Here is a 26,239-nt window from a genome sequence, read left to right as displayed (position 1 = left end):
TGAAAAACATACGGCCGCCTATCCTAAAACAACGCTCTTTTCATTTTACCTAATCCTCTCATATAAGAAAAATGCATGATTTACATCAACATCATGCAATTATGTAATAAGTTTCTTGTGTTCACATCCTCTTCAGACAGAAGATTGTTCTGCATTGGGTAAATCTTTGGCGCTGCACTTGAATCCCTGTCCAGCTCATTTGCTCAGTAATACAAACCTGACACTCAAGTCAGTCATACCAAGCTGATAATAAAAGACAACAAAAAACCCCTCAACAATGAGGGGTTCAACTGTTTTATGTATGGTGTCCCGTACTGGGCTCGAACCAGTGACCTCCACCCTGTCAAGGTGGCGCTCTCCCAACTGAGCTAACGGAACTTCTTATGTACGAGCAATAAATTTTCGCAAACTGTATAATTCAATTTTGTTTTGCTCACAATGATTATTATAACGCGAAGGTCGCTTAGTTGCAAGAAGTATTTTTGTATAATTTTTACCGTTGTTATATCTTTATAATCACTTCTAACGCTTGCGCTCACCTCCGCTACCTTCTATAAGAGAGACGCCTTCTCGCCGACAAAGCTCTGTTCCGTTGTCGAGAAGACGTCTTTTTGTTTATAAATAGTCTTTCAGGGCTTGCTGCAAGGTTCCTTTTGTTTCTGCTTTCCTATCAAAGCTATATCCTAAGTTAATGATTTTTCTTATGATGTCTGGACGCAGCCCGGTGATAACAGTGTCGCATCCCATCATGGCGACTCCTTCAATGACGCGGAAGAGGAGATCGATCGCTTCTTCTTCGATGTCAGCCATACCGGAGAGATCAAGAATGAGCCGTGATACACGAAGCTTCCTAATCTCGGTTAAAATCTTCTCTTCGATCGTAGTTATTCGCTCTACATCCAGAGCCCCGATCAGCGGCAGCACACAGATAGAAGAAGTAATCGGAATGACTGGTACAGATAGGTTCTCTACCAGTTGTTTTTGTGATTCAATTAAATCATCTTTAATATTCGTGTAACGGATGAAAAAGACATTTAAAAAGCGGTCAATTTGGTCATTCACCGTTTTCTCCATCTCATAAAATTCATCGCGATTGTTATGCCGCCCGTGTAAGCGGTCAAACTCATGGAGATAGTTCCATATCGTTCTCCGGATTGCCTGAACCCACTCCAATTTAAAATCGAGTGTCAAAGCAAATTTTGCCCATACTTCTCCTTCTTGTTTTGCAAAAGCAACCAGTTCCTCTTCTTTCTGATCGATAATATAGCCCACGAGCTGGTGAGCATTATGAATTAAATTAATATTACCCGTTAGTCGGATTTCATCAATTTTATCACGGACATTCACCGCTTCTGATAGTAAGAATTTTTCAAAACTGTCTTTATTATCCATTATAAATTCTTTGATTGTTTGATCTTCATGGAAAACGAAGTCCATCAGCACCCACTCCATCATCTGAATTTGCATGCAGCTTGTTTCTATTAACATACCAGAATGTTTCTTACCCGTAAATTGAAATGATGAATTCTAAATAAGTACGAATTTTTCTTAGATTCATTGACATTCAAACCCTTGTTTGATTATGATAAATATATATTCAAAAGATTGTTTGACTTTTATTACGTTTTGGGAGGGAGAAACATGGCCCATACAGCGGATACAAATCATAAACACGTGTACCGCGTTCAAGGATTTTCCTGAGCAGGCTGTGCAGAGACGTTTGAGAAAAACGTCCGACACCTGGATGGTGTCACTGATGCTCATGTCAACTTTGGAGCCTCTAAGATAACTGTTTATGGAACCACTTCAATAGATGAACTTGAAAAGGCCGGTGCTTTTGAAAATTTATCAGTACGCAGTGAACATGACACAACCCCCATGCCGAAGCAATCCTTTTGGCGCGCCCACCTTTCAGTCATTATTGCGGCGCTGTTTTTAGCTGTTGGTGTCATTTCTCATGCGACGGTTGGGGAAGATCATTTTCTGACAATTGCTGCCTATATCGGAACCATTGTAATCGGCGGCCAATCCTTATTCCGTTCTGGAATCAAAAATCTAAGCCGGCTTATCTTTGATATGAAAACATTAATGACGATAGCGATTATTGGAGCTGTCTTCATCGGTGAATGGGGTGAAGGAGCCGTTGTCGTGATTTTATTTGCGATCAGCGAAATGCTCGAACGTTATTCCTTGGATAAATCACGGCAGTCCATTCAGTCATTAATGGATATTGCTCCTAATGAGGCCCTTATTAGACGAGACGGCGAAACGGTTACCGTACCGGTACAGGATATTGAGCCTGGAGACATTCTTCTTGTTAAGCCCGGCGACAAGATTGCTATGGACGGTACCGTGATGAAAGGTACATCGGCCATTAATCAAGCCGCGATAACAGGGGAATCTGTTCCTATTGCTAAAGCGGAGGGCGATGATGTCTTTGCCGGGACATTGAATGGCGAAGGTTTTTTAGAAGTAACCGTTACAAAACGATCCGAGGATACGACGCTTGCGAAAATTATTCATCTCGTCGAAGAGGCGCAGGCCGAAAAAGCACCTTCCCAAGCATTTGTTGACCGCTTTGCCAAATATTATACACCTGCTATCATTATCGTCGCGGCCATGATAGCTGTGTTTCCTCCGCTCTTCGCAGGAGCTTCATGGGAAACATGGATTTATCAAGGTCTCGCGGTGCTAGTTGTCGGCTGTCCATGTGCACTCGTTATCTCAACCCCCGTTTCCATCATCACAGCAATCGGAAATGCAGCGAAAAATGGGATACTCATTAAAGGTGGGATTTATTTAGAAGAAATGGGTACAATTGAAGCCATTGCTTTTGATAAAACGGGAACGCTTACGAATGGAACTCCTGTATTTTCAGGCATGAGGGTGTTTCAGGGCGAGGAAGATGATGTGCTCGGGTATTTGGCTGCCTTGGAATACCATTCTCAGCATCCACTTGCTAACGCTATTCTCGATGAAGCAGACAAGAAAAACTTAGCTTATACGTCAATCCCAGTAACGGATTTTCAATCGATTACCGGAAATGGCATTCAAGGAACCATCAATGGCACAACTTACTACGTTGGAAAACCGGCTCTCTTTAGAGAGACACTCGGCATTACTGTCCCCGAAACCATCATGGAAGAAGCAACTTTTTATCAAGAAGCAGGTAAAACAGTAATGCTATTCGGAACTTCTCAACATGTACTGGCGGTGGCTGCTGTTGCCGATGAATTACGTGCGACGAGTACCAGCGTCATCAAACAGCTTCACGCTTTAGGGATAAAGGAAACGATCATGTTAACCGGGGATAACACCAAAACAGCTGAAGCAATCGCTCTTGAAGCCGGAGTATCAAACATTGAATCCGAACTGTTGCCGCAGGATAAATTAACGGCGATAGACCGCTTAATGAAAAAGTATAAGCATGTCGCCATGGTCGGTGACGGTGTCAATGACGCTCCAGCTCTTGCGAAAGCGACAGTTGGAGTCGCGATGGGCGGGGCCGGTACCGACACTGCTCTTGAGACAGCAGACGTCGCTTTAATGGCAGATGACTTGAATAAACTGCCATATACCGTCCGTCTCAGCCGTAAAGCACTTACCGTTATAAAACAAAATGTTACCTTTTCCATCGGAATTAAAGTGCTCGCGCTTCTGCTCGTTATCCCCGGCTGGCTGACACTATGGATCGCGATTTTTGCAGATATGGGAGCAACCTTGCTCGTCACCTTGAACGGCCTCCGATTATTGCGTTTAAAAAAAGAATAACAGACTATCGGGCAAAATAGAGACAGTCGCTTTCGTTACTCATGGAAAGCGACTGTCTCTTCTATCCTTACGACCACGATTAGTACCGCATCAGCTCTTTATGATGTTGTTATTTTGTTGAGAGCGCTTTTTCATGGCTTCATTCATCTTCTAAGATGTCGCTATTTTCATAACGGCGCGTTTTCATGATCTCGTACACCTGTTATGACGCTGTTATTTTCGCTACCGCTCTGTTTCACAGCCCCATACCTCTCCTATGACGCTGCTTTTTTCGCTACCGCTCTATTTCACAGCCCCATACCTCTCCTATGACGCTGCTTTTTTCGCTACCGCTCTATTTCACAGCTCCATACCTCTCCTATGACGCTGCTTTTTTCGCTACCGCTCTGTTTCATAGCTCCATACGCCTCCTATGACGTCGCTAATTCCGCAACAATGCTTTTTCACGCCTCCATACGCACGCTGCAGACAATAAAGGTGCCTCCCTGGCTTAACGAGAGGTAGAAATCAAAAAAATAAGCACCCACATGGATGCCTATCTTTTCAGGTCGCGCCTGCGCAACTGTGATTCTGCTTTTGCGTATATTTTAGCGGCTTCTTCGGCTGTTACGTTAAAACGCCTACTTGCTTTCTGTTCCGCATACGTATCGTTTTTCGCTTCATCATATTTCTCGCCGGCTTCTGCCAGTTCATCGTACACCTTTTTCATGTACTCATACACCTGTACCTCTAATTCTGGCATCATTTCGGCAAGTTGTCCGCTATCCATGTTCGGCTCACTCATATGTAGCCCCCCTTTAGATATTATGATAATACATTTTCTTGACAAAACAAGACCTTTTCACGTATTACGTTAATTCTACATGATCTTTTACTTTTCCTTGTTTGAATTACTGTACCCAGTTCCTTTTGTTACTTGCTACCGTTCAGTATGCGTTTTTAATAAAGTTAGTATGTATCAAGACTACTTACAGAGTAGGCAGAGAAATTCTACCTTTTCCATGCAAGGGAGTTCAAACCTGTCGCCTCCTCTCTTTTTCACAATATAATAAATTTAAAATGTAAGCGCAATCAAAAGTTCCTGTAATCATTATACACAAAAAATGTGTCTGTGGAAAATGGATATAGTAAGGTGCATAGTATAAAATACAGCAACCTCCACATACTATTACAAAATTTTTATAGGTATGGTGGTGATAAGATGAATGTGTGGCAGTCGTTTAAGGATTGGAGACAGGAAAAGTATGAGCAGAAAATAGACAAAATGAGAGTCGAAGGGAAATGTCCGGATTGCCGCGGGAAAGGTTTTACCATTATGTCAGGCGACTATTTGCACGCGTCCCCGCTCGATTGTGCGGGCTGTAACGGCAGTGGAGTCTTTTCTGACTGGGAGAAGTAAACTCGCAACAGCAGCTGGTTTTGATTTGAGAAAATTCAAATAACCATTAATTAGAAAAGGGCTGTCCCAAAAGCGGGTGATAACCCCGGCCGGGACAGCCCTTTCTTCTTTGTCTTCTATTATACGAGCACGTTGTCGGGCTGCTTTTGGCGCGCAAACCCTTCCTGTCTGAATTTCTTACGTTGCTTTTTCGACCAGCCGTTATATTTCTTAAGAAACTTTTCGTATTTTTCCACGACTTCTTCCATTTCTCCGAATGCCTTTTCTTCCCCAAATTCCAGCCAAAGCGCTTTGTTGCAAAAATCTTTGATCTGGCTCGTGGAGTGACTGACGAAAAACATCGTTTTGCCATCCTCTTTGAATTCGTGCATTTTCTCAAGACTTTTTTTTGCGAAAGCCTTATCACCTACCGATAATGCTTCGTCTACAATAAAAATATCCGGATTGATACTGGCGTTAATGGAAAATCCAAGTCTAGATTTCATTCCCTTGGAATACGATTTTACCGGCTGATCAATGAAAGCCTCCAACTCGGCAAACTCAATAATCTCCGGCATTAATTCATTAATCTCTTTTCTCGTAAACCCGAGCATCAAGCATTTCAAGTTGATATTTTCTCTTCCTGTCAACTTGTTGTTAAGACCGGCGGAGACATCAATGATCGCGGTCTCTCCGTTAATTTGGATTTCCCCGCTCGTTTCCGGGACAATGCCAGCTATAATGTTAGAAAGCGTTGACTTCCCCGATCCATTGACGCCGATAAGTCCGACAATGTCTCCTTTGTCCGCTTCAAAAGAAACATCCCGTAAAGCAAAAAATTCTTCTCCGTAACTTCGCGGCAGAAACAAGTCCTTGATTCGCTCTGATTGGTTAGCATACAGCTTAAACTTTTTTGTTATATGTTTCGCAACGATCGCTTTCGTCATTATCTATCCCTTCTATAGTAAACATACTTGAACGCTGTCTTTATAAGAGATCAATAAAATGCCTGCGGAAACGAACATGCAGGACAGCCCCGATAAAAAACAGCACAAACACCAATCCCCAAAAATAAAGTGTGTACTCCCAGTGCTCTATAAAGTACCATGATTCACCAAAGATGGCCGCTCGATATCCTTCTACGAGATAATGAAGCGGATTTACTTTCATAAATTTTTCCACGAAATCCGGCAATGTCTCGGTCACCCATAAAAAGGGCGTAATATAGAGAAGGACACGAACAGTAGACTGAATAAACATTTGTACGTCTCGAAAGGCAGTAGTAATTGTTGATGTAATAAGTACAAACGCAATTACGAGAGCAACCATACTAAACACAAAATACGGAAGTTGTGCATAATAAATCGTTACCGGATAACCGGTAAATTGAAAGTAGACAAGGATAATTCCGAATAGAACAAGCTGCGGATATAGCTTGGACACGACGACATATGCGGGAATGGCACTCGTTGGAAAACTCATTTTCGAGACCATTCGGATTTTCGTATAAATGGCTTTAGAGCCTTGAGTGATCGCCGGCTGGACAAAAAACCAAATCGTAATCGCCGCAATCATCCAATCAAAGAAAGGAATGCCCCCAACATCTTCATTACTGCGGATCCCATATCCAAATACAAACCAATAAATGGCAATGAAAAAAACAGGGGTGATGAGTTCCCAAGCTGCTCCTAGATAATTATTTTTGTTTTTAATCTTGATTTCATATAAGGCAAGACGGTTAATTAGGTATACATTTTGCCAGAGTTCTTTCACAATCTTTAAAACAGAATTCATTACCCATTCCCTCTTTTTCTCACGTTCCGTTATCTGCCAAACACACGCTCGACCACACGTTCAGCCGCGTGTCCGTCTTCTAGGGAATGAAATGTTTCCTCAAACCATTCCACTTGCTGTTGATAATCAATTCGGATTTTGTCGGCATCTTTCACATTGTCGATAATCTCTTCTGTGGTTCGTACGAGCGGTCCTGGTGCTTCCTTTTCAAAGTCAAAATAAAAGCCGCGAAGCTGATCCCGATAGCTGTCAATATCGTACACATAAAATATCATCGGCCGCTGCAGAACCCCGTAGTCAAACATCACCGACGAATAGTCCGTGATTAATAAGTCACTAATAATGTAAAGCTCACGGATGTCCGGATAATTGGAGGCATCTACAGCAAAGCTCTTGAAGTCTTTCAGGTTGAGCTTGTCGGATACTAAATAATGAAGCCGCATCACAATAACATATTCATCTCCAAGTTCTTCTTCCATCCGTTCAAGGTCCATCTGGATGGCAAACTTGTACTTCCCGATAAAGTGATATTCATTATCCCGCCACGTTGGTGCATATAAAATCACTTTTTTGTCTTCTGGAATGCCAAGAGTCTCTTTTACCCTTTGTACATCACTATCTTCATATTGAAACAAATAATCATTGCGCGGATAACCAGTCTCTAACAGCTCGTGCTGAAAGTCAAATGCTCTTGTGAATATTTCCGAAGAATACGGATTTGGCGAGACGAGATAGTCCCACCTGCTTGCTTCCGTCACGAAATTTCGTTTATACATCTCCGTTGTGGTGCCCGGCATGAGTACTTCATCCATATCAAGCGCCAGTTTCTTTAACGGGGTGCCGTGCCATGTCTGTAAATAAACGGTATCAGCAGGCTTAGGAATCCAGTACGGCAGCCGGCTGTTAAATACCCAATATTTCGCCCTCATCATCACGATGAACCACTTTATCGAAAAGCGCTGAATTGTTCGAACACCATGCTTCTCAAAGCGAGATTTAAAACGGTGATCGACACTCCAATAATAAGTGAAGTCACGGTCCTGCTCTTGTAACAACTCATAAATGGCCCGTGGGTTACAACTGTATTGTTTTCCTAGAAAACTCTCAAATACGATGATTTCTTTTTTCGGCAATTTCCCCACCAATCCAAACACCCTCTGGTACCATCCTCGTACCGTTTTGGATTTCCTTATTTTGTTCACCCTTTTGTTCCATTTTTTATTCCACTTCTTTTTCCACTTCTTCTTCCATTTTTTATATGATTTTTTGATTCGTTTCATGTCACACTCAATACCCTTCTTACGCCAAAAAATACATGCTTACTTTAGTATATACTTTGTTAATGGTATTAAACAAAAAAAGAGAGAGTGAATGACCTCTCTTTTTTAAAACTATGCTGAGTATAACATTTTTATTTCTTAATACGCGTTAACAAGCAACAATTCTTTTTTAATTTTTGTAGTCGAGATGTTAGCAGTTCTTGGCAAGTATATCACATCACAATAGGAGCGGAGATGGTCAAACTTCCCTTTCCAGTCATCTCCCATAACAAGCGCATCAATATTGTGTTCTGTAATATCTTTCGCTTTCTGTTCCCATGTTTTCTCCGGGATAACTTCATCCACATATCGGATCGCTTCTAAAATAATTTTGCGCTGTTCGTATGAATAATACGCTTTTTTATTTTTCATTTCGTTAAATTCATCGGTGGAAATGGCGACAGTAAGATGATCGCCATAGGATTTCGCCCGTTTCAACAAATTGATATGCCCCCAGTGCAGCAGATCAAATGTTCCATAGGTTATAATCTTCTTCATATTGTAAGCCCCCTAGCTTAAAGACTAGCTCTTCAAATTATACATGTAATGTTACATTTCTTCCGTTCATTTTTTAGAAAATCCTTACACTAATCACGTTGACTTTCAGAATTATACCATACCTTCTAACGGTGCACTATAAACGAACGGTGAAATATACCTTAAATAATCTATAAAACTATGTGAAAGTGTGGAAATAAGCTTCATTCATGCATACTTGCTGTTCATTAGCTGAGAAAAAATCCCATTTTTCCCTTTCTCCCTATGTCCATTGTGGTACTATGTATGTGTAGTTCAATTTTAACAACAAAGGAAGAGGTCTTTTGGGGAACGAAACAATTAAGGGGAACTTTGCAGTACAGGATTTGTACGAATTGGCTAACGAGATGAGTCAAAAGCATTGGGGAATTGACTATACAGACAACATTGAACTTGTTGATGATGACTGGATACAACAGAATGCTGTTTTTATATATGACCGTAAGACAAGAGAAAGAACGATTCAAATGAGTGCAAAACGGAATGCAGGACGTTCCAAAGACGCGGTATTGAAATCACTTTTACACGAACTGGTTCACTGGCGTTTGCACAGCACAGGGAAGCCTTGCCGGGATGAGGATCCGGAGTTTATTGAAGAATGTCTTCGAGTTGGTGCCAGCATCAGTTTAGCCAAAAAAGCCCAACTCGCTTTAGAACAGTTCTTAATGAAAGAAAAAACGATAGGATAGAAAAAGGGATTACCAGCATTTCACTGTATGATCTCCCTCTCTGCAACCGAAGCTATATTGCGAGGGGGGTGAGTTCATGGCGCAGGATGTATTATGTGAAGTGAACAATTGTCATTACTGGGCTGAGGGCAACCACTGTGCAGCTGACTCCATTTATGTCATCAGCCACACAGGCGAAGAAGCTGCAACCTCTCAAGAAACCGACTGTAGAACATTTGTAAAAGCACAAGAATATTAATGGAAGAGGCCGCTGAGATTACCTTTTAGCGGCCTCTTCTATAGAAAAATGTCCTTATATTTAATCATAGCTGAGATGAAATCTCCTAGGATCCCGCCTGTTAGAAGTAACTGAGAAAAAGTGAAAAGGAGAGTGCGCCTTGTCATTTTGGGAATTATATGGTACTGCCAAAGCATTTATAAAAGATATAATAGATGACCGTATTACCGGGCTTGCAGCTGAACAAGCTTTCTTCTACATGCTTTCATTATTTCCGATGATCATTTTATTTTTAGCGGTACTCCCTTACTTTTCTATGGACATCGACCGACTGATGCAGTTCATCGATACGCTGCTTCCGCAAGAAACTGCCGATATGGTTCAGGAGAATGTTTTCTCTATCGTTTCGGAAACGAACCGGGGGCTTTTGACATTTGGTATTATTGGAACGCTTTGGTCCGCCTCTTCAGGAGTGAACGCTTTCATACGGGCAATGAACCAAGCATTCGACGTGGAGGAGCCGCGTCCTTTTTGGAAAACAAGATCCTTGTCCATTTTATTGACGATTGGACTCATGGCATCTTTTATCGTCATCTTTGCTCTTTCTATTTTTGGCGAACTCATTTTACATACTATTTCACGCTATATCTTTCTTCCCGGTGCCTTGCAAGATGTTTTGCAAATGATGAGATGGATCGTCACCGTTCTCGTTATGATCTCTATTCTTTCTGTCTTGTACTTCCTGGCTCCATATAAAAAACTTACTTACCGCTATGTCCTGCCAGGGGCAGTCGCAGCGATGCTGATGTGGCTTGCTGTCTCTTATGGCTTTTCCTTCTATGTCACCAACTTCAGCAACTATTCATCCACCTACGGAAGTCTAGGTGGGGTTATTGCGCTTATGTTGTGGCTATTCTTAACCGGACTTGCGCTCGTCATCGGCGGCGAAATTAACGCCCATATTCATAAAAAACGAATAACACATCGCTGATAGGTCGCGTCATGGGATATACACCATTGTACTGCGTACCCTTCCCCTTCTCCTGTGGTATATTAGTATCACTGGAGGGATGAAACGTGAACATTAATAAGATCCGCCGTATCCTTTACCTCGTCTCACGAATTCTAGGGGATGTGAATGCGGCAAAGCGCGGCACGATTGGAAAGCGCGTCGCGCGGCGTGTGGCAGGCAGACAAAGCGGTAAACTTTTGCGAAAGTTCTTTAAGTAAGGGGATGCCCCAATTTTTGGTACATCCCCTCTTCCTATCTTCTTCTCTTTTGCATGATCCATTGTTTCCCTTTTTTTAAAACAAAACCGATAACAAATGTTTTCAGTGCCTTTTTTACCATCTAGTTTTCCTCCTGCATCAACGTCTACTTAAATATCCACGACTGGACATCCGCACTGATTGCTTTGTTTTTCTTATAGCTGACTTCCCGTTTCTGCTCGACATCCACCTTCTTCTTTATGCTTTCTTTGTACTCTACTCTCGTTACTCCGTGTTCTCGCTGCATGCTCTTCTCAAGAATTTCTGGCAATTGATTTGCGTGATAGCCCATCATTGTATGGTGAAAGCCTCCTTCACTTATACCTATACCGCAGCGGAGAAGGCTTTAAACGTTTTTCAAACAAAAAACAGACAGTCACTCTCTCTTGCTTAGAGCGAGCGATCTGTCTGTTCTTCTGATCCGTCTCAATTAGGAGTTGTTCTCGTGTTATTCATGTACGCCGAGAGCGATTTTCGCATAGCGGGACATTCTACTTTTATCCCACGGCGGATCCCAGACGATTTCCACATCGACCTCATTTATTTCTTTAAACTCCTGCAAATCCTTTAAAGCAGTTTTTATGTCACTTACAATGGTGCCAGCAAGCGGACAGCCCATCGAAGTAAGTGTCATCGTTACCTTTACGTTCTTCTCGTCATCCAGATCAATGCCGTAAATGAGACCAAGATTAACGACGTCCACCCCGAGTTCTGGATCGATGACGTCATTTTCGAGTTCTGCCTCTATTCGTTCGACCAACTCTTGCTTTTCATCAGCCACCCCATCACCTCCTCATTTATCTAGCTACCCTTACTGTACCAAATATGCCCTGTTTTTAAAATAAATTCCCTCTGTCAGCACTATGTCCTCGTTCATTAGTAGCCATTCAGATGGCCAGTCCCTTTGACATTCACAACATTTTCATCGCCGGCAGAATCAAATGCCTCTACTTCTACAAGTCCGTACATCGTTCCTTCATTCGTTTCAAAAGTCAAATGTTCCTTAGTATTATTTCGCAGCGCATCTGTAAATAAACGTTGATTCTCGACTCCGTATAAGACCGCTGACCAATTTTCTGGATTATTTTCTTCCACTGTCAGTTCTCCGGTATCGAAGTGAATTTCATCATTGTTCTCTGTATATACATGATCCAGCTTCATCGATATGCCCCCTCTTCTTGTTTGTTCTATTTCTTTCCCGCGTCTTTTTCCCCTCAAACGTATAGCGATAAAGTATTGGCCTGCGTTTGTTCTCTAACATACCGGTAGCTTGTTTTCCGTTGTGTCGCGAGAAAAGAAATGATATCAGGCAACAAAAGCGGGGTCGTTTTTTTCCCGGCAAAAGGACCTTGGAATGGCCAGGGACCGTCTGTTTCGATCAACAGCTGCGTATCTGGAATCATGGCAGCCAACTGCTGGTCTCTTTTCCGGTAACACACTTCTGGGGTGACCGAGACATAGTATCCTGCATCGATCATTTCCTGAGCGATGGGAGATGGCGCTTTTAACCAGTGAAAATGTGCTCGCACGGCAGGAAAACTACGTTGCAATAAATTATAAACAATGGTTGCTTTGTCATGAACGGCATGCAGCGCAACGGGCAAATCATGGTTACCCGCTGTTTCTAAGTATTCTGTCAACACCTCGGCATAATCGTCTAAGGTATCCGGGAGGGCGGCTAACTCGTAATGAGGAAGGCCGATCTCACCGACAAAAGAAATACTGTGGCGCTCTGCCTGGACTAAACGTTTCCACTCTTCTATTTCTTTTCTTTTCGGAATCTCTCTTTCAGGATGAAACCCGACCCCTGCCAATATAAATGCAGGAAAACGTTCTTTCAGCTCCAATATGCGGTACGAGGAAGCTAAATCACTTGCTGCTGCTGCCACTTTCTGGACTCCGCCCTGCTGCCAGGTTTCCACTAGGAAATCAATATTGTCATACTGATCTAAATGAAGATGCGCATCAATCATTGTCACTCTTCCTTCTTACGACGGTGTGTTTTTTCGGCACCATTAATTGATTTGTTATTATCATTGTATCATCGGCGATGGAATGCTGCATAACAGTTTCTGCAGAATCTTGGGATATATCACCGGTTGTAAATGAACGTACGTTCGCATATACTAAAAATACATTATAACCTTTACTTTTGGAGAGATAGGATATGGAACGCATTATATTTTTGGTGGATATGCAGTCTTTCTATGCCAGCTTGGAAAAAGTGTATCACGGCGGGCTCGATCATCAACCTGTCGTTGTCGCAGGTGACCCGAAGATCCGAAGCGGCGTTATTCTGGCCGCTTGTCCTATTGCTAAAAGGTGGGGCATTCAGACTGCAGAAGCGCTATGGGAGGCTGAAAATAAATGCCCCGATCTTGTCGTGATCAAACCGCACATGCAAGCCTACATCAACGCCTCGATCGAAATTGCCGCTGCCTTGGAGTCGTTCAGTGATGAGGTGGAACCCTACAGTGTGGACGAGATTTTCGTAGAAATGACACACTCTTTGAAACTGTCGTCCGAAAGTGCATTCCAAGCTGCCAAACGTATGAAAAGACACATCAAAAGAATGCTTGGGGTCAATGCCCGTGTCGGAATCGGTTCCACGAAAGTGCTGGCAAAAATGGCCTGCGATCATTTCGCTAAAAAGAACAAGAACGGCATTTTTACCCTCACGGAAGAAAATATTCCGGGAACGCTGTGGCCTCTCCCTATCGGAAAAATGTTCGGGGTGGGGCGCCGCATGGATGATCATTTACGGAACATGGGCATCCGCACCATCGGCCAGCTTGCACATTTTCCAGCAGAACAGCTGAAAAAACGCTGGGGAGTGAATGGAGAATTACTGTGGCGCACGGCTCACGGGTGGGATCCGTCTCCTGTTACTGTTTCCACTCATATCCACCAGAAAGGTATCGGGCATCGTATGACACTTCCCCGTGACTATAATACGTGGAAAGAAATAAAAGTCGTACTGCGGGAGTTAAGTGAGGAAGTGGCACGCCGCACGCGGGCCAATGGGTATATGGGTATGACGGTTTCTGCAGGGGCCGGTGGCCAAAACGTTCATGATTCAGTTGGTTTTCATCGTCAGCAGAAACTGCCGGACTACACGAATGACGGAAAAATGATATACGAATCAGCTGCTGAGTTATTCAACAAGCACTGGGGCGGTTATCCAGTCCGCAGTGTGGGGGTGACCCTCGATCAGCTTATACCGGACACGTATCGGCAACTAAATCTTTTTCACCCTGTACAAGACCGGGAAACATTAAATCGGACTGTCGACAGCCTGAAATCGCGTTACGGAAGCGCCGCCATCTTGCATGCTTCCTCTCTGACAACAGCAGGGCAGGCAAAACTGCGCGCTCAAAAAATAGGCGGACATTATAAATAGACTGTGAGAGCTTTTCATTTTCATTACCTGCCCCTCCTTTCTTTGTAAGATGAATCCCTTCAGAAAGTTCATAAAAACATATGCATTCCCCAGATACTGGCGCCATGCACAGCACTGGGAAATGCATTCTCCTGTTATTCCTTCACCGGATGGTCGAGCGCCTCTCCTCGTATGCCTTGAAGAACATGGTTAGCTGTCATTTCAGCCATCCTCCACCTTGTTTTTTCACTGGCACTGCCAATATGCGGCAACAGCGTAACATTAGGGAGTGAGAGAAGAGGATGAGACGAGGAGATAGGCTCCTGCTCAAAAACATCAAGACCCGCTCCGCGAATTTCACCGTTTTTCAGCGCAGTGAATAATGCTTTCTCATCGACCGTACTACCGCGTGACGTGTTGACAAAAATGGCGCTGTCTTTCATTTTTTTAAACGCCTCCGCATTCATTAAATGATGAGTTTCATTCGTGTACGGTGCTGTCAAGCATACAAAATCTGACGTTTCCAGCAGTTCATCGAGCTCCTGGTACCGCACACCTATCGCTTCCTCCGCCTCATGCTTTCTCGAGCGATTATGATACACAACCTCCATTGAGAATCCTTTTCCTCTTCTGGCGACCGCTTCACCGATTCGGCCCATGCCAATAATTCCGAGACGAGAATGATGAATGTCCTGGCCTGTTAAAAAGAAAGGAGCCCACGCCCCCCACTCATCATTCTTAATAGCCTCCATGCCTTCCGGAAGTCTTCTTGCCGCAGCCATTAATAGAGCAAACGTAAGGTCCGCCGTCGTCTCTGTCAGTACACCTGGTGTATGGGCAATCTGAATACCACGAGCTGCGGCTGCTTCTATGTCGATATTGTTATAGCCGACAGCCATCGTCGCAATGATCGTTAGCCGTTCTGCGCCGTCTATCATTTCTTTGGTGATCGTATCCGAAACATTACAGAAAATACCGTCCGCTCGTTTTATTTCACGTGCCAAAATCTCATCCGGGACCGGGGTTTCTTCCTCTTCCCACATCGACACTTCGCACTCTCTTTCGATCATTTCAACAATGGCAGCCGGCATGCGGCGTGTAATAAAAACGTAAGGCTTCATCCTCTTTCTCCTCTCTTTCTATGTAATAAAAAAACATGCTGTACGCGTCAGCATGTTTGTTTTCTTTTTCTATTATAGCATGGAACAACCAACGTTCCGAGATGAAACGTCCTTACCTGGATTTGCAACAACTTGAGGATGAGTCGGCGAGTCAACAGAGCCAACGCTGTCACTGTTTTCCTACCACTGTTTTTTTGATGCCATGGAGAGCTTACACCGTTTTCCCACAAGCCTGATGATAAGTCGACTATGGTTTTTTATAATTTAAACACAGAAACTTCTTCCTGCAGCTCCTGCGCCATGCGACTCAGCTCTTCGGAAGAAGACGACACTTCTTCAATAGCGGCTAATTGCTGTTCGGTACCGGCTGCAACGTTTTGAGCGCTTCCCGCTGTTGTTTCTGCAACGTGATTCATCTCTGCAATAGCACTAGTAACATGCTCCGAATTAGCAGCCATTTGTTTTGAGACAGCGGAGACGTTTTCAATCTGGGTCGTCACGTCGTAAATGGATGTGAGTATTGTTTGAAAAGCAGTGCCGGCCCGTTCAATAACAGCAACCCCCTCTTTCGCTTCCGCTTGGCCATGTACCATTTTCTTCACTGCTTTGTTGGTCTCGTCTTGAATCGCTTCAATTAATTCTTTAATTTGTTGAGCAGAACGGCTTGATTCCTCTGCCAATTTTCTTACCTCATCAGCAACTACTGCAAAGCCGCGCCCATGTTCCCCTGCTCTTGCCGCTTCAATTGCTGCGTTTAATGCGAGCAAGTTCGTCTGTTCGGAAATATTAGTGATCGTTTCAATAATCGAGCCGATTTCTGTAGAACGCTTCCCAAGATGTTTAATAATTTCTGCGGAATCCTGAACTTCATGATTAATTACGCGGATTTGCTCCGAAGAACGGACAATTTCCTCATTTCCCTTTTTCGCTGTTTCTTCTGTTTCTTTTGCTTTTCTTGTCACTTCAGCGGATGAATCAACAATTTTTTCTACGCCTGCCGTGAGCTCTTGCATAGCTTGGAGGCTAACATTAGAATGTGACATCGTTGTGTCTGCAGCGCCGGATACTTCCTGAATCGTGCCGGTGATCTCATTTGTAGAAGCCGCCGTTTCTTCAGAACTTGCCGAAAGTTCTTCTGATGTTGACGCAACTTGATCTGCCGCTTGGTGCACGGAACCGAGCAGACGCCGCAGATTATCAACCATCACATTGATATGGACAGCCAGTTGGCCGATTTCATCCCTCGACTTGATGTTGATCGCTTCAACAGAAAGATCTCCTTCGGACACGCGCGCGACCTGATCTGTCACTAGCTTTAACGGTTTTGTCATCCGCTGAGCCAGAACCCATGCGAGAATACCACCTAAAATGATGAGGAAAATCCCTGCAAGAATACTTGTAACAGCCAAATAATCTCCTTGTTTTTGCAGTCTGCTGATATTTTTATCGACACTTGCGCGTTCCTCTGCTATTAATTCTTTTAAACCATCGGATGCCTGTCTTTGCAATGGAACGATTTCATTTCGCAGCTTTACTGTATCACTTGCAGACAAGCCGGCACGTTCATAGCTACTGAAAATCTCTTCCGTCATCCGAGACCGCCATGCCTCCAAATCGGTCAGTATAGTTTCGAGCTTTTCGCTTTTCGTATAGGAGGACAGCTTTTCTTGAACGGCCAAAGAATCATCCAAGAGACTTAGAAAACGTTCTTTCGCTTCCGGATCACCCGTCAGGATATACGTTTGTGCCAAAGCATTACGGGCTTCTAAATTGTAAGCTAAATCCTGGTAAGATGAAATCTTATCAAAATCTTCGAGGACAACTTCCTCCATGTTTGTCGTCATATTTTGGATAAAAAAGGAGACAAACAAGGTAAAAATCAGTAACAACCCAAGTATTAGGGCAAAAGAACTCATGAATTTCGTACGTATTGACTTCACAACATCTAACCTCTTTTCTATTCAATCATTTTCAACTCCCCTTATATCGGTGTGTTTCTCAGTACATTTAGACAAAAATAAGATCTTTTACTTAGTGGGAACAACCTTTGGATTCATAGGCTAATTAAGCTATAATAGAAAGGGGACTCGACTTTCCACAGCCGTTTTCTATGAAACAACGCAAAAATGTAGCAGGAGGAATGACGGATGGATTACAGAATTGAAAAAGATACACTCGGAGAAATGAAGGTACCTAAAGACAAACTGTGGGGCGCGCAAACACAGCGCAGTTTGGAAAATTTTAAAATCGGCAAAGAAAAAATGCCACTTGAAGTCGTTCATGCCTTTGCCATTCTGAAAAGATCAACCGCTTTAGCTAACAAACGTCTGGAAAAAATAGAACCAGAAAAAGCAGACGCTATTGCCGCTGCTGCCGATGACGTTCTCGCTGGAAAATTGGATGACCACTTTCCGCTTGCGGTCTGGCAAACTGGAAGCGGTACCCAGTCTAATATGAATATGAATGAAGTGCTCGCCCGCCGTGCAAATGAGCTTCTAAAAGAACAAAACTCAGATCTTATCGTACATCCAAATGATGATGTGAACCGCTCACAAAGCTCTAATGACACATTCCCGACGGCTATTCACGTCGCTGCCGTTGAAAAAGTAGAAAATGATATTCTGCCGGCGATTGATATTCTTAAAAAGACGTTTGCAGAAAAACAGCAGGCATTCGCTGATGTGATCAAAATCGGCAGAACACACCTCCAGGATGCCACACCGCTTACACTCGGCCAAGAAATCAGCGGCTGGCACCGGATGCTAGAACGAAGCGGTGAGATGATTCAAGCAAGTATTGATTATGTAAAAGATTTAGCAATCGGAGGAACAGCAGTGGGGACCGGCATTAATGCCCATCCTAAATTCGGAGAATATGTTGCCGAAGAAATTAGCTCGATAACGGAGAAATCGTTCCGCTCTGCACCAAATAAGTTCCATTCGCTTACGAGCTATGATGAAATTGTTTATGCTCATGGTGCTCTCAAAGGATTAGCTGCTGATTTGATGAAGATCGCAAACGACGTGCGCTGGCTTTCAAGCGGCCCGCGTTCCGGTCTTAGTGAGATTAAGATCCCGGCTAATGAACCTGGAAGCTCCATTATGCCTGGAAAAGTCAATCCTACTCAATCAGAAGCATTGACAATGGTTGCCGCCCAGGTAATGGGAAATGATGCGACAATCGGTTTTGCAGCGAGCCAAGGTAATTTTGAACTTAACGTCTTCAAGCCTGTTATTATTTATAATTTCTTGCAGTCTGCTTATTTGCTTGCTGATGCGATGATTTCCTTTAATGACAAATGCGCAGTTGGCATTGAGCCTAACCAAGAAAAAATTGATGAACATCTTCGCAATTCACTCATGCTCGTAACAGCGCTTAACCCGCATATCGGGTATGAAAATGCGGCGAAGATTGCTAAAACAGCGCATGAAAAAGGCCAGACACTTAAAGAAGCAGCACTTGAGAGCGGTTTGTTAACAGAAGAGCAATTTGATGAAGTCGTAGATCCGTCTAAAATGGTCACACCAAAAGAATAGAACAACAAAAATACAAAAGCTGACAGGCCTATACCCTTGTCAGCTTTTTTATCATTAGTTTGCAGTAGCTCTTAGCGTCATTATGCCTCATCATATGTATAGCGGACGACATATTTATTGGTCTTCAACTTTCGTATTTCAACAAAAGGGCCGATTTCATAACCATTGTGCCAGTTTTCTTCTAACTTTGCTTTCAAGCAGCCTGCCTGGAACTTAGAGCGAAATGTTTGTTTCCAATAAATCCAGTGTGGTTTTCCTGCCATTGCCTCTGTTCGACTCCTTTTATCCTTATCTTTCATCTTATCTTATCTTATTTTTTTACCCGCCTGCAAGTCCCCTCTTCTAAACGTATATGTCAGGACCAAAAAAGACTCCATGCTTAGGAGTCTTTTCCACCGTTTTTAACCGATCAATTCTTCATCTTCCCGTTCTTTCATTTTCTTTTTATCACGCTTTTCCTCTTTGTCACGCAGACGATGAGCGAGTCTGGCTGATGCGCTGGAAGCAATACTTGCTACTAAGTCATCGAGAAAGGTATGCACTTCTTCCTTCGATGTATCAAGCTTTTTAATAATGCCGTGTTTTTCTTTGTCTAAATAACCAAAGGTGGTTACGGCAATGCTTCCGAAGCCAAACACGGAGCCGATCGCGATCGTCTCATCAACACCGAAAAGTCCTTCATCGCTGTCGACGAGTGACTGCAAAGGCTCAGATAGCTTTTTTTCTTCAGCAAGTTTATCTAACTCGATCCCAACGAGCACCGCGTGCTGTATTTCACGCTTCCCCAAGACCGCGTCGGCACTATCATAACAATCTTCCATGGTTAATTGGGGGGCATACTTTGCCTGCATGTCATAAACGATGGCGGCTATATCTTTAAGCTCTACGCCTCGTTCTTGTAATGCTTTTCGAGCTGCTTCCTCAACAACATCACTAGATACGGGTTTTTCCATGACGAATTCCTCCTCTTCTTACATTTTAACATATGCAAGAAAGACTTGTTTCATTTCCCTTTATGATAAAATGGCAGGTATAACGTTTTTGTAATGTAATGTTAGGATTGACATGTTAACTTTAGAAAGGATGATGATCGCTTGTGATAGTAATAGAAGCGGACAATCAAAGAGAGCAAGAAGAAGCGTACTTAATCCGTCACAAAGTATTTGTTGATGAACAAAACGTGCCCGAACACTTGGAAATCGATGAGCATGAGAGCGATGCCTATCACTTTGTACTTTATGATAAGGATAAGCCGATGGGAGCAGCTCGCCTCCGGGTTGTGGAAGGAACAGGAAAAGCAGAACGGGTATGTGTGCTCTCATCATGCCGTAAAAACGGAGCCGGCCGGCTATTGATGGAGGCACTTGAAAAGAAAGTTACGGCCCTAGGTTTTGATACGATGACGCTCCACGCGCAGCTGACTGCCGTACCGTTTTATAAAAAACTGCGTTATTCTGTTACTTCAGATCAATTCATGGATGCCGGCATTCCTCACGTTGAAATGAAAAAAACGCTCCCAAGAAACGGCGGAAGAACGTAGTTTTTCCGTCCTCGGGGCGTTTATTTCTTTTCACCCTGACATGTTTTACGTTTCTACATCAAATCGAAAACCCTTGCCGTATAATTGTTGTTCCACTTTCCGCCGTTTTGACAGTAGAAGACGCCGCTCCTCCTCACCATAGGCTTTGCGTTCCCTTCTATTCAAGTAACTCGCAGCCGGAGGCTCTATACGATGTACTTTATGAATAGACGATCTCTGTTCCACCATCCGGCTTCCATAATTAACGGCCGTCTCATTTTTAATCGGCGGTACATATCCCAACTTCTTCACCTCATCTTCGGTATTTTCTGATTACTATATATATACCCCGTTCCTTTCTTTTTAACCTTCTTTTTATGGACGTTTGTAGCCGCTAGCCTTTCGCCCATTTATGTTTTTTTCCGATATTCTTAACACCTTTTGGGGTTTTTCTCTATATGATGATACAGAAACGATATATAAAGGAGTGAATGTCATGAGTTGCAGAAAACACGGAAGCGAATTCAGCAGCTGTGTGTGCGATGCTTTAGTCAATATTCATAAAGCCCAGGAGAAAGTAGAGAGAAACGAAGATAACTGTCGAAACAGTTGTTATACAGACCTGTTAAATCCAAGAGGAAAACACCATCGCCATCCTCATGATACCGTACCATTTATGCTGCAAAATAAAGATGGAAAATACTTCTACGCAACAGGCGGAATCGGCAGAGATGACTGCTTCCAAACAGTCTTCTTCCGTGTCGAAAGTATTGACGAAGATAATTGCTGTGCCACACTGTCTATGTTGCGTCCAGATTCTGATATCGATTTTGACGACTGCTGTGTGGACCCTACTTCCCTGTGCGACGTTGATGAACTAGAAAAGACTCGTTATTGCATCGAGGTAGACCTAACCTGCTTCTGCGCTGTGCAGTGCCTTGAGCCTGAAATCGTCGGAGAAGTTGGACACCATCACCACCATGGCCACCACCGTCATAAGTAAATCACAAGAGAGAGAACGGACCGATGGAATACTTGGATTCCATCGGTCTTTTTTTAGAGACTGACAATATACAAATCGATCATCTCATTTATATGAATCATACTAGGAGTCAACTGATCTTCTTCTTCTATTTCCATCTCCTCTCCCGTAACACGTAGAACAACACCACGAAACTGTCCCTCTTCCGTTTCACATACGACGACCGGCTGGATATAGTGAGGTATGGTTTGCAGGTAGTCGAACGTTTCCTTTACTTTAGGTAATGGACGATTATCATCTCTTGGTTGCAGTTTTTCAGTAGTCTCCTTTTCTTGTTCGTCAACTTTTGGCGATTTCTTCTGTGTTTGATCCAAGTAGTCATCTCTCGTTTCATTTAAAGGAGGCATTTTATCTTTCATCTTCGGTTTTTTCTTTTCTTTTTCCTTTTTCTTATTTAATTTAGGGCGTCCTTTCGTGTGTTTACGTACTGCTACCGTCTGCCCTGTTTTGTACGTACGGTTAAAAACGGGCTGGTCAATATAATACAATGGCTGTCCTTCTGCATTATCTTTTTCCATAGGGGCATCCCTCCCGTATCATCGTTTCAAGTCCTCTTTCATTGTATGCACGAATTAGTGGTTCATTCATCTGCATTTTGCTGGCAACTTTTCCTTTGTGCAAGCATATATTTCTAAAAATAAGTTGGACAAGAATTCCATGTTGGAGGGAGAGTTTTACGTGCTTTGGTTTTTATTTGCAGGGAATATATGGATTATATCGTTACTATACAGCGGTTTAGCTGAGAAAAAAGCAAATAGCCATTCGGTTTCGATGCAAATGAATGTGATGGTAACCCCGCCAATATTGTTCGCCTTGTGCAGCGGCTTTATTTTCACCTATATGCATCCCGGCTTTTTCATTGAGACAAGCATTGCAGCCGGTACGTTAGGAATGGGGTGCGGCCTGCTTTTTGGAAGCCTTTTCGGTATTCATGCAGCAATGGCTGGAGCATCTAGCGCATTGACGGCTGGCATGCTCGCCCCCATGCTTGGAGAATTAGCCGGACGATCACCGTTATTTCTTGTTTTTGCACAGCTTGTATTTTTCATTTGGCTTTTTTTCCTTCGTTATAATGTTCGCTCATTTAAGTTTGTTTGATATTTGTTTAAGTAGGACAACATCGCTGCTCATTTACTATCCCCTTAGCGCAACTTTTCTCCCAGGTAAACGTAAAAACCCTCCACTTTTAGAGCTTGGAGGGTTTTTCGCCTATTATTCATTATCTTTATTTTCCCGAAGGCTTTCTTCAAATAAATCAATAATCTCAAGAAATCTTTCAGCCTCTCTAAAAGTATGATCGGCGAGTAACGGGTGGATATTGCTTTTTAATCGACATGCTTCGATCAATTCACCTCCTGCTTTCTTAAAATCCCTTAACGCAGAAACAGAGACTCTATTTTGGTCTAGAAATCGACTTAGTACTGGCTTCGTCTCTGATTCGGGGGCCATAGAATGGAGATCAACAGCCTGGAACACTAATTGATCAAAGTCGTGGCTGAACTCTCTAGCCTGGTCTACTAGTTTTCTGTCAGATGGATCGAGGAGATGACTGATAAATTTTGAGTGATCAGCCATGATACGCAAAAAAAATACATTCTCCTCTATAATGGCTTCGGGTTTGGGTACTATGTTTCCTTTATTTAATTCTTCCAGACGATTTGCAAAGTATGCTGCCTCTCTGCTGATATGATCAACTAATAATGGGTAGTTGTTGGAAACAATTTCACATCGTAATGTGAGTCCTAAAATGTGTCGTTTAAAATTCCATATAGCTACAGCATGTTGATACACTTCATTGTTAAAAGCTTTCACTTGTTCTACATCAGACTGCAGGCTAAACCTGCTTAACTTTTCTTCTACCTTCTCAAACGTGGTAATAAACTGCCGTGCTTCTTTAATGAGCTTTTCTTGCTCATACGTAAACCCTAAACTTAAGAATAGTGCATGCTCCTTCATTATCCTTGCCCAGAATGAAATCTCCTCTAATGATCTAGCAACAATTGGATGAACCAAAAAACTCCCCTCCCCCTTCAATAGGTGTAACTTAAGTATAGATATGAGGGGGAGGGCTGTCTGTATGACATTTTTATTTTTTTCTGTTCACAGTTATACTGCCACTCCATATACTGTAAAAAGGCATTTGCCTGGTGGATACGCAGGATATGACGATTTTCTCGCACAGGTTGATTAAAAAGAAAACGGATGGTGATTAGTTTGCATTATTATGACAACCATAACTATACAAATAGACGACAGCAGCCCTCTGTTCAATATATCCCTCCTGTTGTTATCGAACGTTATTTGAATCAATGGATCGAAACTTCTATCCAAGGCTACGGCCGAGTTATTGCCTACGTACTCGATTACAACGCACGTACCGGGATGGTTTCACTGTTCATGTATGCACCTCCGTATTACCAACAGCAATATATACAAGTGCATCATAGTGATCTCGTTGGGATACAGCCGTACTTGGGTGATGTTCCACCGCGTCCAGGCGGACGGCCGCCGCGCCCGCCACATGGCGGCGGACACGGTCCAGGACATGGACCACCTGGAACAGGAGGGGGAGGGTTTTTCCCTTGGTTTTTTAAGCTGTTTTATTAAAATCAGTATCTCTTTCAAATTGCCGGGGCTGTCAAAAGGTCATTCACATGACCTTTTGACAGCCTTTTTTCAATTCTATAAAATTTGTTGTTAAGATTAACTTATACTCTTTCGTATAAATGGCTCTTCAGGTTCAAGCGAAAAAACAATCCAACATCTTTATACCAATCACACAAAAAAATCGCCACTTTCGGTATAATGAAGTCACCACAACCCATTAACGAAAGAAGGCGATTTTTCATAAGTAACTTAACGGTCACTTTCCAAAAGTATACCATGAACCAACTGTATCTTCCTATGGATTTTTCCGATTTAATTTCCAAAAACCATGTCGAAAATCGTCTTGTACGGATACACCTAGAGCCTGTTTTCTGCACGCGCCATCGATTTGACAGAACCATACATATGAAAACCGTCAGTGTTTTTTATCATCTCGATCCTGTTTGTCTTGTATCTCACTGCTTTTTTGTTAAAATAAGCGGGTATAATAAGCGGTATCCTAGCGAAAAACTATCGATTTGGCCAGCTTGACAGCTCGAGTATTTAGAAGAAAGACGAAGAGTGACCTATATCACAAAAATGGGTACGCAATTCGAAAGTATGTGGAGGAGGAGACCGCATGATGGTTGAATATGCACTCGTATTTATCGGGGCTGCGATTCCCTGGTTTGAAATCGCGCTTGTCATTCCACTGGGTATACTCCGGGGACTGTCACCATTTTGGGTAATGTTGCTTGCCTTCACCGGCAATGTATCTACGGTACTCCTACTCATTATCGGCTATGACAGATTTAAAAATTGGTACGCAAGACGCCAAGACAAAAAAGGAAAAGAGCCATCGAAGCGTAGTGAGAGGGCTAAACGAATTTGGAATAAGTATGGTCTTCCTGGGCTTGCTTTACTCGGACCAATTTTACTTGGTATCCATATCGCTGCTTTTATCGGCATGGCCTTCGGTGCTTCCAAGAAATGGACGACGATCTGGATGTCCGTCAGCCTAGCATTATGGACGCTGATCTTTGGTATGGCCACCGCCCTCGGTTTTGACTGGTTTGTTAATCGTTAACAAAAAGACGACACAGGTTTTTCTGCAACTTGCGATCATTCGAGCTTTTAGCAAAAAATACCTAAGCTCCAAACAAAGGAACTTAGGTATCATATTAAATCCCAGTAATGTTGAAACCGCCGTCAACGTGAATCATTTCTCCGGTAATTCCGCGGGCTAAATCACTCAGAAGAAATAAAGCCGCATCCCCGACTTCCTCTTGGTTCGTTAAGCGGCGCAGTGGTGCTTTTTCTTCAATTTCGCGCAGCACTTCGTTAAATCCCCCAATTCCCTTTGCGGAAAGCGTACGGATTGGGCCGGCCGAAATAGCATTAACACGAATATTATCTTTTCCAAGATCGTTTGCTAAATAGCGTACACTTGCATCAAGTGACGCTTTCGCAACACCCATGACGTTATAATTTTTCACGACTCTTTCGCCTCCGAGATAGGTCATCGTTATAATCGATCCACCTTCTTGCATGAGCCCCGTTTCACGAACTTCTTTCGCGACAGCTGTTAAGGAATAGGAGCTAATGTTATGAGCAAGCAAAAAGCCGTCGCGGGTCGTGTTTAAATATTCTCCGTCCAATTCTTCTTTGTTCGCAAAGGCAATGCAGTGAGCTAAACCGTGAATCATGCCGACTTCCTCTTTAATCGTTCGGAAAGCTGTTGCAATCGCCTCATCATCTGTTATGTCACATGGCAAAATGAGGGAGTCGTCCCTATCAAGCGTATCAGCAAGCTGCTTAACGTTTTTTTCCAATCGCTCTCCTGCATATGTGAACACAAGCCGTGCTCCTGCTTTTGACAAACTTTGCGCAATACCCCACGCGATACTACGCTTATTCGCAACACCCATTACTACATATGTACGCCCTTCTAATGAAAGGTTCATTTTATCAGCACTCCCTTTTTATCATAATTTATTACCATTACCAGGTACTTGCAGTTTTCATTATAGCATTAATTGATCGCCAGCCCCACTTGAGGTTTAAAATTACTCTAATGAGAGA

General features: G+C 43.0%; 31 protein-coding genes and 1 tRNA gene. 13 read left to right on the top strand and 19 right to left on the bottom strand.

The features are described 5' to 3' along the window. Positions 1-302 precede the first annotated feature (302 nt). A tRNA-Val gene (locus tag LOR49_RS04535) sits at positions 303-378 on the bottom strand. Positions 379-615: 237 nt separating this feature from the next. Next, positions 616-1,488 (bottom strand): STAS domain-containing protein, encoded by an 873-nt coding sequence (locus LOR49_RS04530; protein ID WP_338021116.1) that lies wholly within the window; start codon positions 1,486-1,488, stop codon positions 616-618. A gap of 153 nt (positions 1,489-1,641) precedes the next feature. On the opposite strand from LOR49_RS04530, the gene LOR49_RS04525 reads away from it, so the two are divergent. Then, positions 1,642-3,771, top strand: a complete 2,130-nt coding sequence (locus LOR49_RS04525) for a heavy metal translocating P-type ATPase (RefSeq protein ID WP_240374916.1) — start codon at positions 1,642-1,644, stop codon at positions 3,769-3,771. A gap of 535 nt (positions 3,772-4,306) precedes the next feature. On the opposite strand, the gene LOR49_RS04520 is transcribed toward LOR49_RS04525, so the two are convergent. Beyond that, positions 4,307-4,555, bottom strand: a complete 249-nt coding sequence (locus LOR49_RS04520) for a hypothetical protein (RefSeq protein WP_240374915.1) — start codon at positions 4,553-4,555, stop codon at positions 4,307-4,309. 417 nt (positions 4,556-4,972) lie between these two features. Here LOR49_RS04520 and LOR49_RS04515 point away from each other — a divergent pair, with 417 nt between their 5' ends. Continuing rightward, on the top strand, positions 4,973-5,170 hold the full coding sequence (locus tag LOR49_RS04515) for a methionine aminopeptidase (protein ID WP_240374914.1): 198 nt from the start codon (positions 4,973-4,975) through the stop codon (positions 5,168-5,170). 119 nt (positions 5,171-5,289) lie between these two features. Here LOR49_RS04515 and tagH read toward each other — a convergent pair whose 3' ends face one another. The 4 genes from tagH to tagD all read right to left on the bottom strand — a co-directional run bounded on the left by tagH (position 5,290) and on the right by tagD (position 8,760). Further along, positions 5,290-6,096, bottom strand: a complete 807-nt coding sequence (tagH, locus tag LOR49_RS04510) for a teichoic acids export ABC transporter ATP-binding subunit TagH (protein WP_240374913.1) — start codon at positions 6,094-6,096, stop codon at positions 5,290-5,292. A 40-nt stretch (positions 6,097-6,136) separates the two neighbouring features. Next, positions 6,137-6,943, bottom strand: coding sequence for an ABC transporter permease (locus tag LOR49_RS04505; RefSeq protein ID WP_240374912.1), 807 nt, complete (start codon positions 6,941-6,943; stop codon positions 6,137-6,139). A 29-nt stretch (positions 6,944-6,972) separates the two neighbouring features. After that, the gene (locus LOR49_RS04500; protein WP_240374911.1) at positions 6,973-8,223 is read right to left on the bottom strand and encodes a CDP-glycerol glycerophosphotransferase family protein; all 1,251 of its coding nucleotides are present in this window, start codon (positions 8,221-8,223) and stop codon (positions 6,973-6,975) included. Between the two features lie 138 nt (positions 8,224-8,361). After that, the gene (gene tagD / locus LOR49_RS04495; protein ID WP_240374910.1) at positions 8,362-8,760 is read right to left on the bottom strand and encodes a glycerol-3-phosphate cytidylyltransferase; all 399 of its coding nucleotides are present in this window, start codon (positions 8,758-8,760) and stop codon (positions 8,362-8,364) included. A gap of 323 nt (positions 8,761-9,083) precedes the next feature. Here tagD and LOR49_RS04490 point away from each other — a divergent pair, with 323 nt between their 5' ends. The 4 genes from LOR49_RS04490 to LOR49_RS04475 all read left to right on the top strand — a co-directional run bounded on the left by LOR49_RS04490 (position 9,084) and on the right by LOR49_RS04475 (position 10,935). Then, on the top strand, positions 9,084-9,488 hold the full coding sequence (locus tag LOR49_RS04490; RefSeq protein WP_240374909.1) for a hypothetical protein: 405 nt from the start codon (positions 9,084-9,086) through the stop codon (positions 9,486-9,488). Between the two features lie 76 nt (positions 9,489-9,564). Beyond that, entirely contained in the window at positions 9,565-9,726 is a 162-nt protein-coding gene (locus LOR49_RS04485) for a DUF1540 domain-containing protein (protein WP_240374908.1), read from the top strand. 139 nt (positions 9,727-9,865) lie between these two features. Then, on the top strand, positions 9,866-10,696 hold the full coding sequence (locus LOR49_RS04480) for a YihY/virulence factor BrkB family protein (protein WP_240374907.1): 831 nt from the start codon (positions 9,866-9,868) through the stop codon (positions 10,694-10,696). Positions 10,697-10,782: 86 nt separating this feature from the next. Further along, entirely contained in the window at positions 10,783-10,935 is a 153-nt protein-coding gene (locus tag LOR49_RS04475; RefSeq protein WP_240374906.1) for a hypothetical protein, read from the top strand. A 145-nt stretch (positions 10,936-11,080) separates the two neighbouring features. On the opposite strand, the gene LOR49_RS04470 is transcribed toward LOR49_RS04475, so the two are convergent. The 4 genes from LOR49_RS04470 to LOR49_RS04455 form a co-directional block, all read right to left on the bottom strand. Continuing rightward, positions 11,081-11,269, bottom strand: coding sequence for a YuzK family famiily protein (locus LOR49_RS04470; RefSeq protein ID WP_240374905.1), 189 nt, complete (start codon positions 11,267-11,269; stop codon positions 11,081-11,083). Between the two features lie 153 nt (positions 11,270-11,422). After that, on the bottom strand, positions 11,423-11,755 hold the full coding sequence (locus tag LOR49_RS04465) for a metal-sulfur cluster assembly factor (protein ID WP_240374904.1): 333 nt from the start codon (positions 11,753-11,755) through the stop codon (positions 11,423-11,425). A 95-nt stretch (positions 11,756-11,850) separates the two neighbouring features. Next, complete coding sequence (locus tag LOR49_RS04460; protein WP_240374903.1) at positions 11,851-12,135, bottom strand: hypothetical protein; 285 nt, start codon at positions 12,133-12,135, stop codon at positions 11,851-11,853. A 53-nt stretch (positions 12,136-12,188) separates the two neighbouring features. Continuing rightward, positions 12,189-12,947, bottom strand: a complete 759-nt coding sequence (locus tag LOR49_RS04455; protein WP_240374902.1) for a TatD family hydrolase — start codon at positions 12,945-12,947, stop codon at positions 12,189-12,191. Between the two features lie 194 nt (positions 12,948-13,141). Here LOR49_RS04455 and LOR49_RS04450 point away from each other — a divergent pair, with 194 nt between their 5' ends. Next, positions 13,142-14,374 (top strand): DNA polymerase IV, encoded by a 1,233-nt coding sequence (locus LOR49_RS04450; RefSeq protein WP_240374901.1) that lies wholly within the window; start codon positions 13,142-13,144, stop codon positions 14,372-14,374. Positions 14,375-14,508: 134 nt separating this feature from the next. Here the strand turns inward: LOR49_RS04450 and LOR49_RS04445 are convergent, their stop codons facing one another. Together LOR49_RS04445 and LOR49_RS17605 are read right to left on the bottom strand one after the other, a co-directional pair. Beyond that, positions 14,509-15,474, bottom strand: coding sequence for a 2-hydroxyacid dehydrogenase (locus LOR49_RS04445; protein ID WP_240374900.1), 966 nt, complete (start codon positions 15,472-15,474; stop codon positions 14,509-14,511). A gap of 257 nt (positions 15,475-15,731) precedes the next feature. After that, positions 15,732-17,066: a methyl-accepting chemotaxis protein gene (locus LOR49_RS17605; RefSeq protein ID WP_420830397.1), complete on the bottom strand. Its 1,335-nt coding sequence runs from the start codon at positions 17,064-17,066 to the stop codon at positions 15,732-15,734. Positions 17,067-17,621: 555 nt separating this feature from the next. On the opposite strand from LOR49_RS17605, the gene fumC reads away from it, so the two are divergent. Beyond that, positions 17,622-19,010, top strand: coding sequence for a class II fumarate hydratase (fumC, locus tag LOR49_RS04435; RefSeq protein WP_240374898.1), 1,389 nt, complete (start codon positions 17,622-17,624; stop codon positions 19,008-19,010). Positions 19,011-19,090: 80 nt separating this feature from the next. On the opposite strand, the gene LOR49_RS04430 is transcribed toward fumC, so the two are convergent. Next, positions 19,091-19,273 (bottom strand): hypothetical protein, encoded by a 183-nt coding sequence (locus LOR49_RS04430; protein ID WP_240374897.1) that lies wholly within the window; start codon positions 19,271-19,273, stop codon positions 19,091-19,093. Between the two features lie 138 nt (positions 19,274-19,411). After that, positions 19,412-19,963 carry a phosphatidylglycerophosphatase A family protein gene (locus LOR49_RS04425; protein WP_240374896.1) on the bottom strand — a complete coding sequence of 184 codons (552 nt, stop codon included), beginning with the start codon at positions 19,961-19,963 and terminating at the stop codon, positions 19,412-19,414. 143 nt (positions 19,964-20,106) lie between these two features. On the opposite strand from LOR49_RS04425, the gene LOR49_RS04420 reads away from it, so the two are divergent. Continuing rightward, complete coding sequence (locus tag LOR49_RS04420; protein WP_240374895.1) at positions 20,107-20,550, top strand: GNAT family N-acetyltransferase; 444 nt, start codon at positions 20,107-20,109, stop codon at positions 20,548-20,550. Between the two features lie 45 nt (positions 20,551-20,595). On the opposite strand, the gene LOR49_RS04415 is transcribed toward LOR49_RS04420, so the two are convergent. Further along, on the bottom strand, positions 20,596-20,832 hold the full coding sequence (locus LOR49_RS04415) for a hypothetical protein (protein WP_240374894.1): 237 nt from the start codon (positions 20,830-20,832) through the stop codon (positions 20,596-20,598). Positions 20,833-21,025: 193 nt separating this feature from the next. Here LOR49_RS04415 and LOR49_RS04410 point away from each other — a divergent pair, with 193 nt between their 5' ends. Next, positions 21,026-21,532 (top strand): CotY/CotZ family spore coat protein, encoded by a 507-nt coding sequence (locus LOR49_RS04410; protein WP_240374893.1) that lies wholly within the window; start codon positions 21,026-21,028, stop codon positions 21,530-21,532. Positions 21,533-21,585: 53 nt separating this feature from the next. On the opposite strand, the gene LOR49_RS04405 is transcribed toward LOR49_RS04410, so the two are convergent. After that, entirely contained in the window at positions 21,586-22,089 is a 504-nt protein-coding gene (locus tag LOR49_RS04405; RefSeq protein ID WP_240374892.1) for a spore coat CotO family protein, read from the bottom strand. A 160-nt stretch (positions 22,090-22,249) separates the two neighbouring features. On the opposite strand from LOR49_RS04405, the gene LOR49_RS04400 reads away from it, so the two are divergent. Continuing rightward, on the top strand, positions 22,250-22,669 hold the full coding sequence (locus LOR49_RS04400; RefSeq protein WP_240374891.1) for a hypothetical protein: 420 nt from the start codon (positions 22,250-22,252) through the stop codon (positions 22,667-22,669). 114 nt (positions 22,670-22,783) lie between these two features. Here LOR49_RS04400 and LOR49_RS04395 read toward each other — a convergent pair whose 3' ends face one another. After that, complete coding sequence (locus LOR49_RS04395; protein ID WP_240374890.1) at positions 22,784-23,584, bottom strand: DUF2935 domain-containing protein; 801 nt, start codon at positions 23,582-23,584, stop codon at positions 22,784-22,786. 189 nt (positions 23,585-23,773) lie between these two features. On the opposite strand from LOR49_RS04395, the gene LOR49_RS04390 reads away from it, so the two are divergent. Together LOR49_RS04390 and LOR49_RS04385 are read left to right on the top strand one after the other, a co-directional pair. Next, positions 23,774-24,178 (top strand): hypothetical protein, encoded by a 405-nt coding sequence (locus LOR49_RS04390; RefSeq protein ID WP_240374889.1) that lies wholly within the window; start codon positions 23,774-23,776, stop codon positions 24,176-24,178. Positions 24,179-24,800: 622 nt separating this feature from the next. Next, positions 24,801-25,244 (top strand): small multi-drug export protein, encoded by a 444-nt coding sequence (locus tag LOR49_RS04385; RefSeq protein ID WP_240374994.1) that lies wholly within the window; start codon positions 24,801-24,803, stop codon positions 25,242-25,244. Between the two features lie 94 nt (positions 25,245-25,338). Here LOR49_RS04385 and fabI read toward each other — a convergent pair whose 3' ends face one another. After that, positions 25,339-26,121: an enoyl-ACP reductase FabI gene (gene fabI, locus LOR49_RS04380; RefSeq protein WP_240374888.1), complete on the bottom strand. Its 783-nt coding sequence runs from the start codon at positions 26,119-26,121 to the stop codon at positions 25,339-25,341. Between the last annotated feature and the right edge of the window lie 118 nt (positions 26,122-26,239).

Origin of the sequence: Bacillus piscicola (assembly GCF_022458745.1) — a bacterium.
Classification (GTDB): Bacteria; Bacillota; Bacilli; order Bacillales; family Marinococcaceae; genus Alteribacillus_A; species Alteribacillus_A piscicola.
Note: the sequence above shows the minus strand (reverse complement) of the source record. Positions and strands in the feature narration are given on the sequence as shown.

Excerpts from the sequence above, each read along its gene's own strand:
- LOR49_RS04530 (WP_338021116.1), bottom strand. The coding sequence starts at position 1,488 with ATGTTAATAGAAACAAGCTGCATGCAAATTCAGATGATGGAGTGGGTG.
- LOR49_RS04520 (WP_240374915.1), bottom strand. The coding sequence starts at position 4,555 with ATGAGTGAGCCGAACATGGATAGCGGACAACTTGCCGAAATGATGCCA.
- LOR49_RS04515 (WP_240374914.1), top strand. The coding sequence starts at position 4,973 with ATGAATGTGTGGCAGTCGTTTAAGGATTGGAGACAGGAAAAGTATGAG.
- tagH (WP_240374913.1), bottom strand. The coding sequence starts at position 6,096 with ATGACGAAAGCGATCGTTGCGAAACATATAACAAAAAAGTTTAAGCTG.
- LOR49_RS04505 (WP_240374912.1), bottom strand. The coding sequence starts at position 6,943 with ATGAATTCTGTTTTAAAGATTGTGAAAGAACTCTGGCAAAATGTATAC.
- LOR49_RS04500 (WP_240374911.1), bottom strand. The coding sequence starts at position 8,223 with ATGAAACGAATCAAAAAATCATATAAAAAATGGAAGAAGAAGTGGAAA.
- tagD (WP_240374910.1), bottom strand. The coding sequence starts at position 8,760 with ATGAAGAAGATTATAACCTATGGAACATTTGATCTGCTGCACTGGGGG.
- LOR49_RS04485 (WP_240374908.1), top strand. The coding sequence starts at position 9,565 with ATGGCGCAGGATGTATTATGTGAAGTGAACAATTGTCATTACTGGGCT.
- LOR49_RS04470 (WP_240374905.1), bottom strand. The coding sequence starts at position 11,269 with ATGATGGGCTATCACGCAAATCAATTGCCAGAAATTCTTGAGAAGAGC.
- LOR49_RS04460 (WP_240374903.1), bottom strand. The coding sequence starts at position 12,135 with ATGAAGCTGGATCATGTATATACAGAGAACAATGATGAAATTCACTTC.
- LOR49_RS04455 (WP_240374902.1), bottom strand. The coding sequence starts at position 12,947 with ATGATTGATGCGCATCTTCATTTAGATCAGTATGACAATATTGATTTC.
- LOR49_RS04450 (WP_240374901.1), top strand. The coding sequence starts at position 13,142 with ATGGAACGCATTATATTTTTGGTGGATATGCAGTCTTTCTATGCCAGC.
- LOR49_RS04445 (WP_240374900.1), bottom strand. The coding sequence starts at position 15,474 with ATGAAGCCTTACGTTTTTATTACACGCCGCATGCCGGCTGCCATTGTT.
- LOR49_RS17605 (WP_420830397.1), bottom strand. The coding sequence starts at position 17,066 with ATGACGGAAGAGATTTTCAGTAGCTATGAACGTGCCGGCTTGTCTGCA.
- fumC (WP_240374898.1), top strand. The coding sequence starts at position 17,622 with ATGGATTACAGAATTGAAAAAGATACACTCGGAGAAATGAAGGTACCT.
- LOR49_RS04430 (WP_240374897.1), bottom strand. The coding sequence starts at position 19,273 with ATGGCAGGAAAACCACACTGGATTTATTGGAAACAAACATTTCGCTCT.
- LOR49_RS04425 (WP_240374896.1), bottom strand. The coding sequence starts at position 19,963 with ATGGAAAAACCCGTATCTAGTGATGTTGTTGAGGAAGCAGCTCGAAAA.
- LOR49_RS04410 (WP_240374893.1), top strand. The coding sequence starts at position 21,026 with ATGAGTTGCAGAAAACACGGAAGCGAATTCAGCAGCTGTGTGTGCGAT.
- LOR49_RS04405 (WP_240374892.1), bottom strand. The coding sequence starts at position 22,089 with ATGGAAAAAGATAATGCAGAAGGACAGCCATTGTATTATATTGACCAG.
- LOR49_RS04390 (WP_240374889.1), top strand. The coding sequence starts at position 23,774 with ATGGTGATTAGTTTGCATTATTATGACAACCATAACTATACAAATAGA.
- LOR49_RS04385 (WP_240374994.1), top strand. The coding sequence starts at position 24,801 with ATGGTTGAATATGCACTCGTATTTATCGGGGCTGCGATTCCCTGGTTT.
- fabI (WP_240374888.1), bottom strand. The coding sequence starts at position 26,121 with ATGAACCTTTCATTAGAAGGGCGTACATATGTAGTAATGGGTGTTGCG.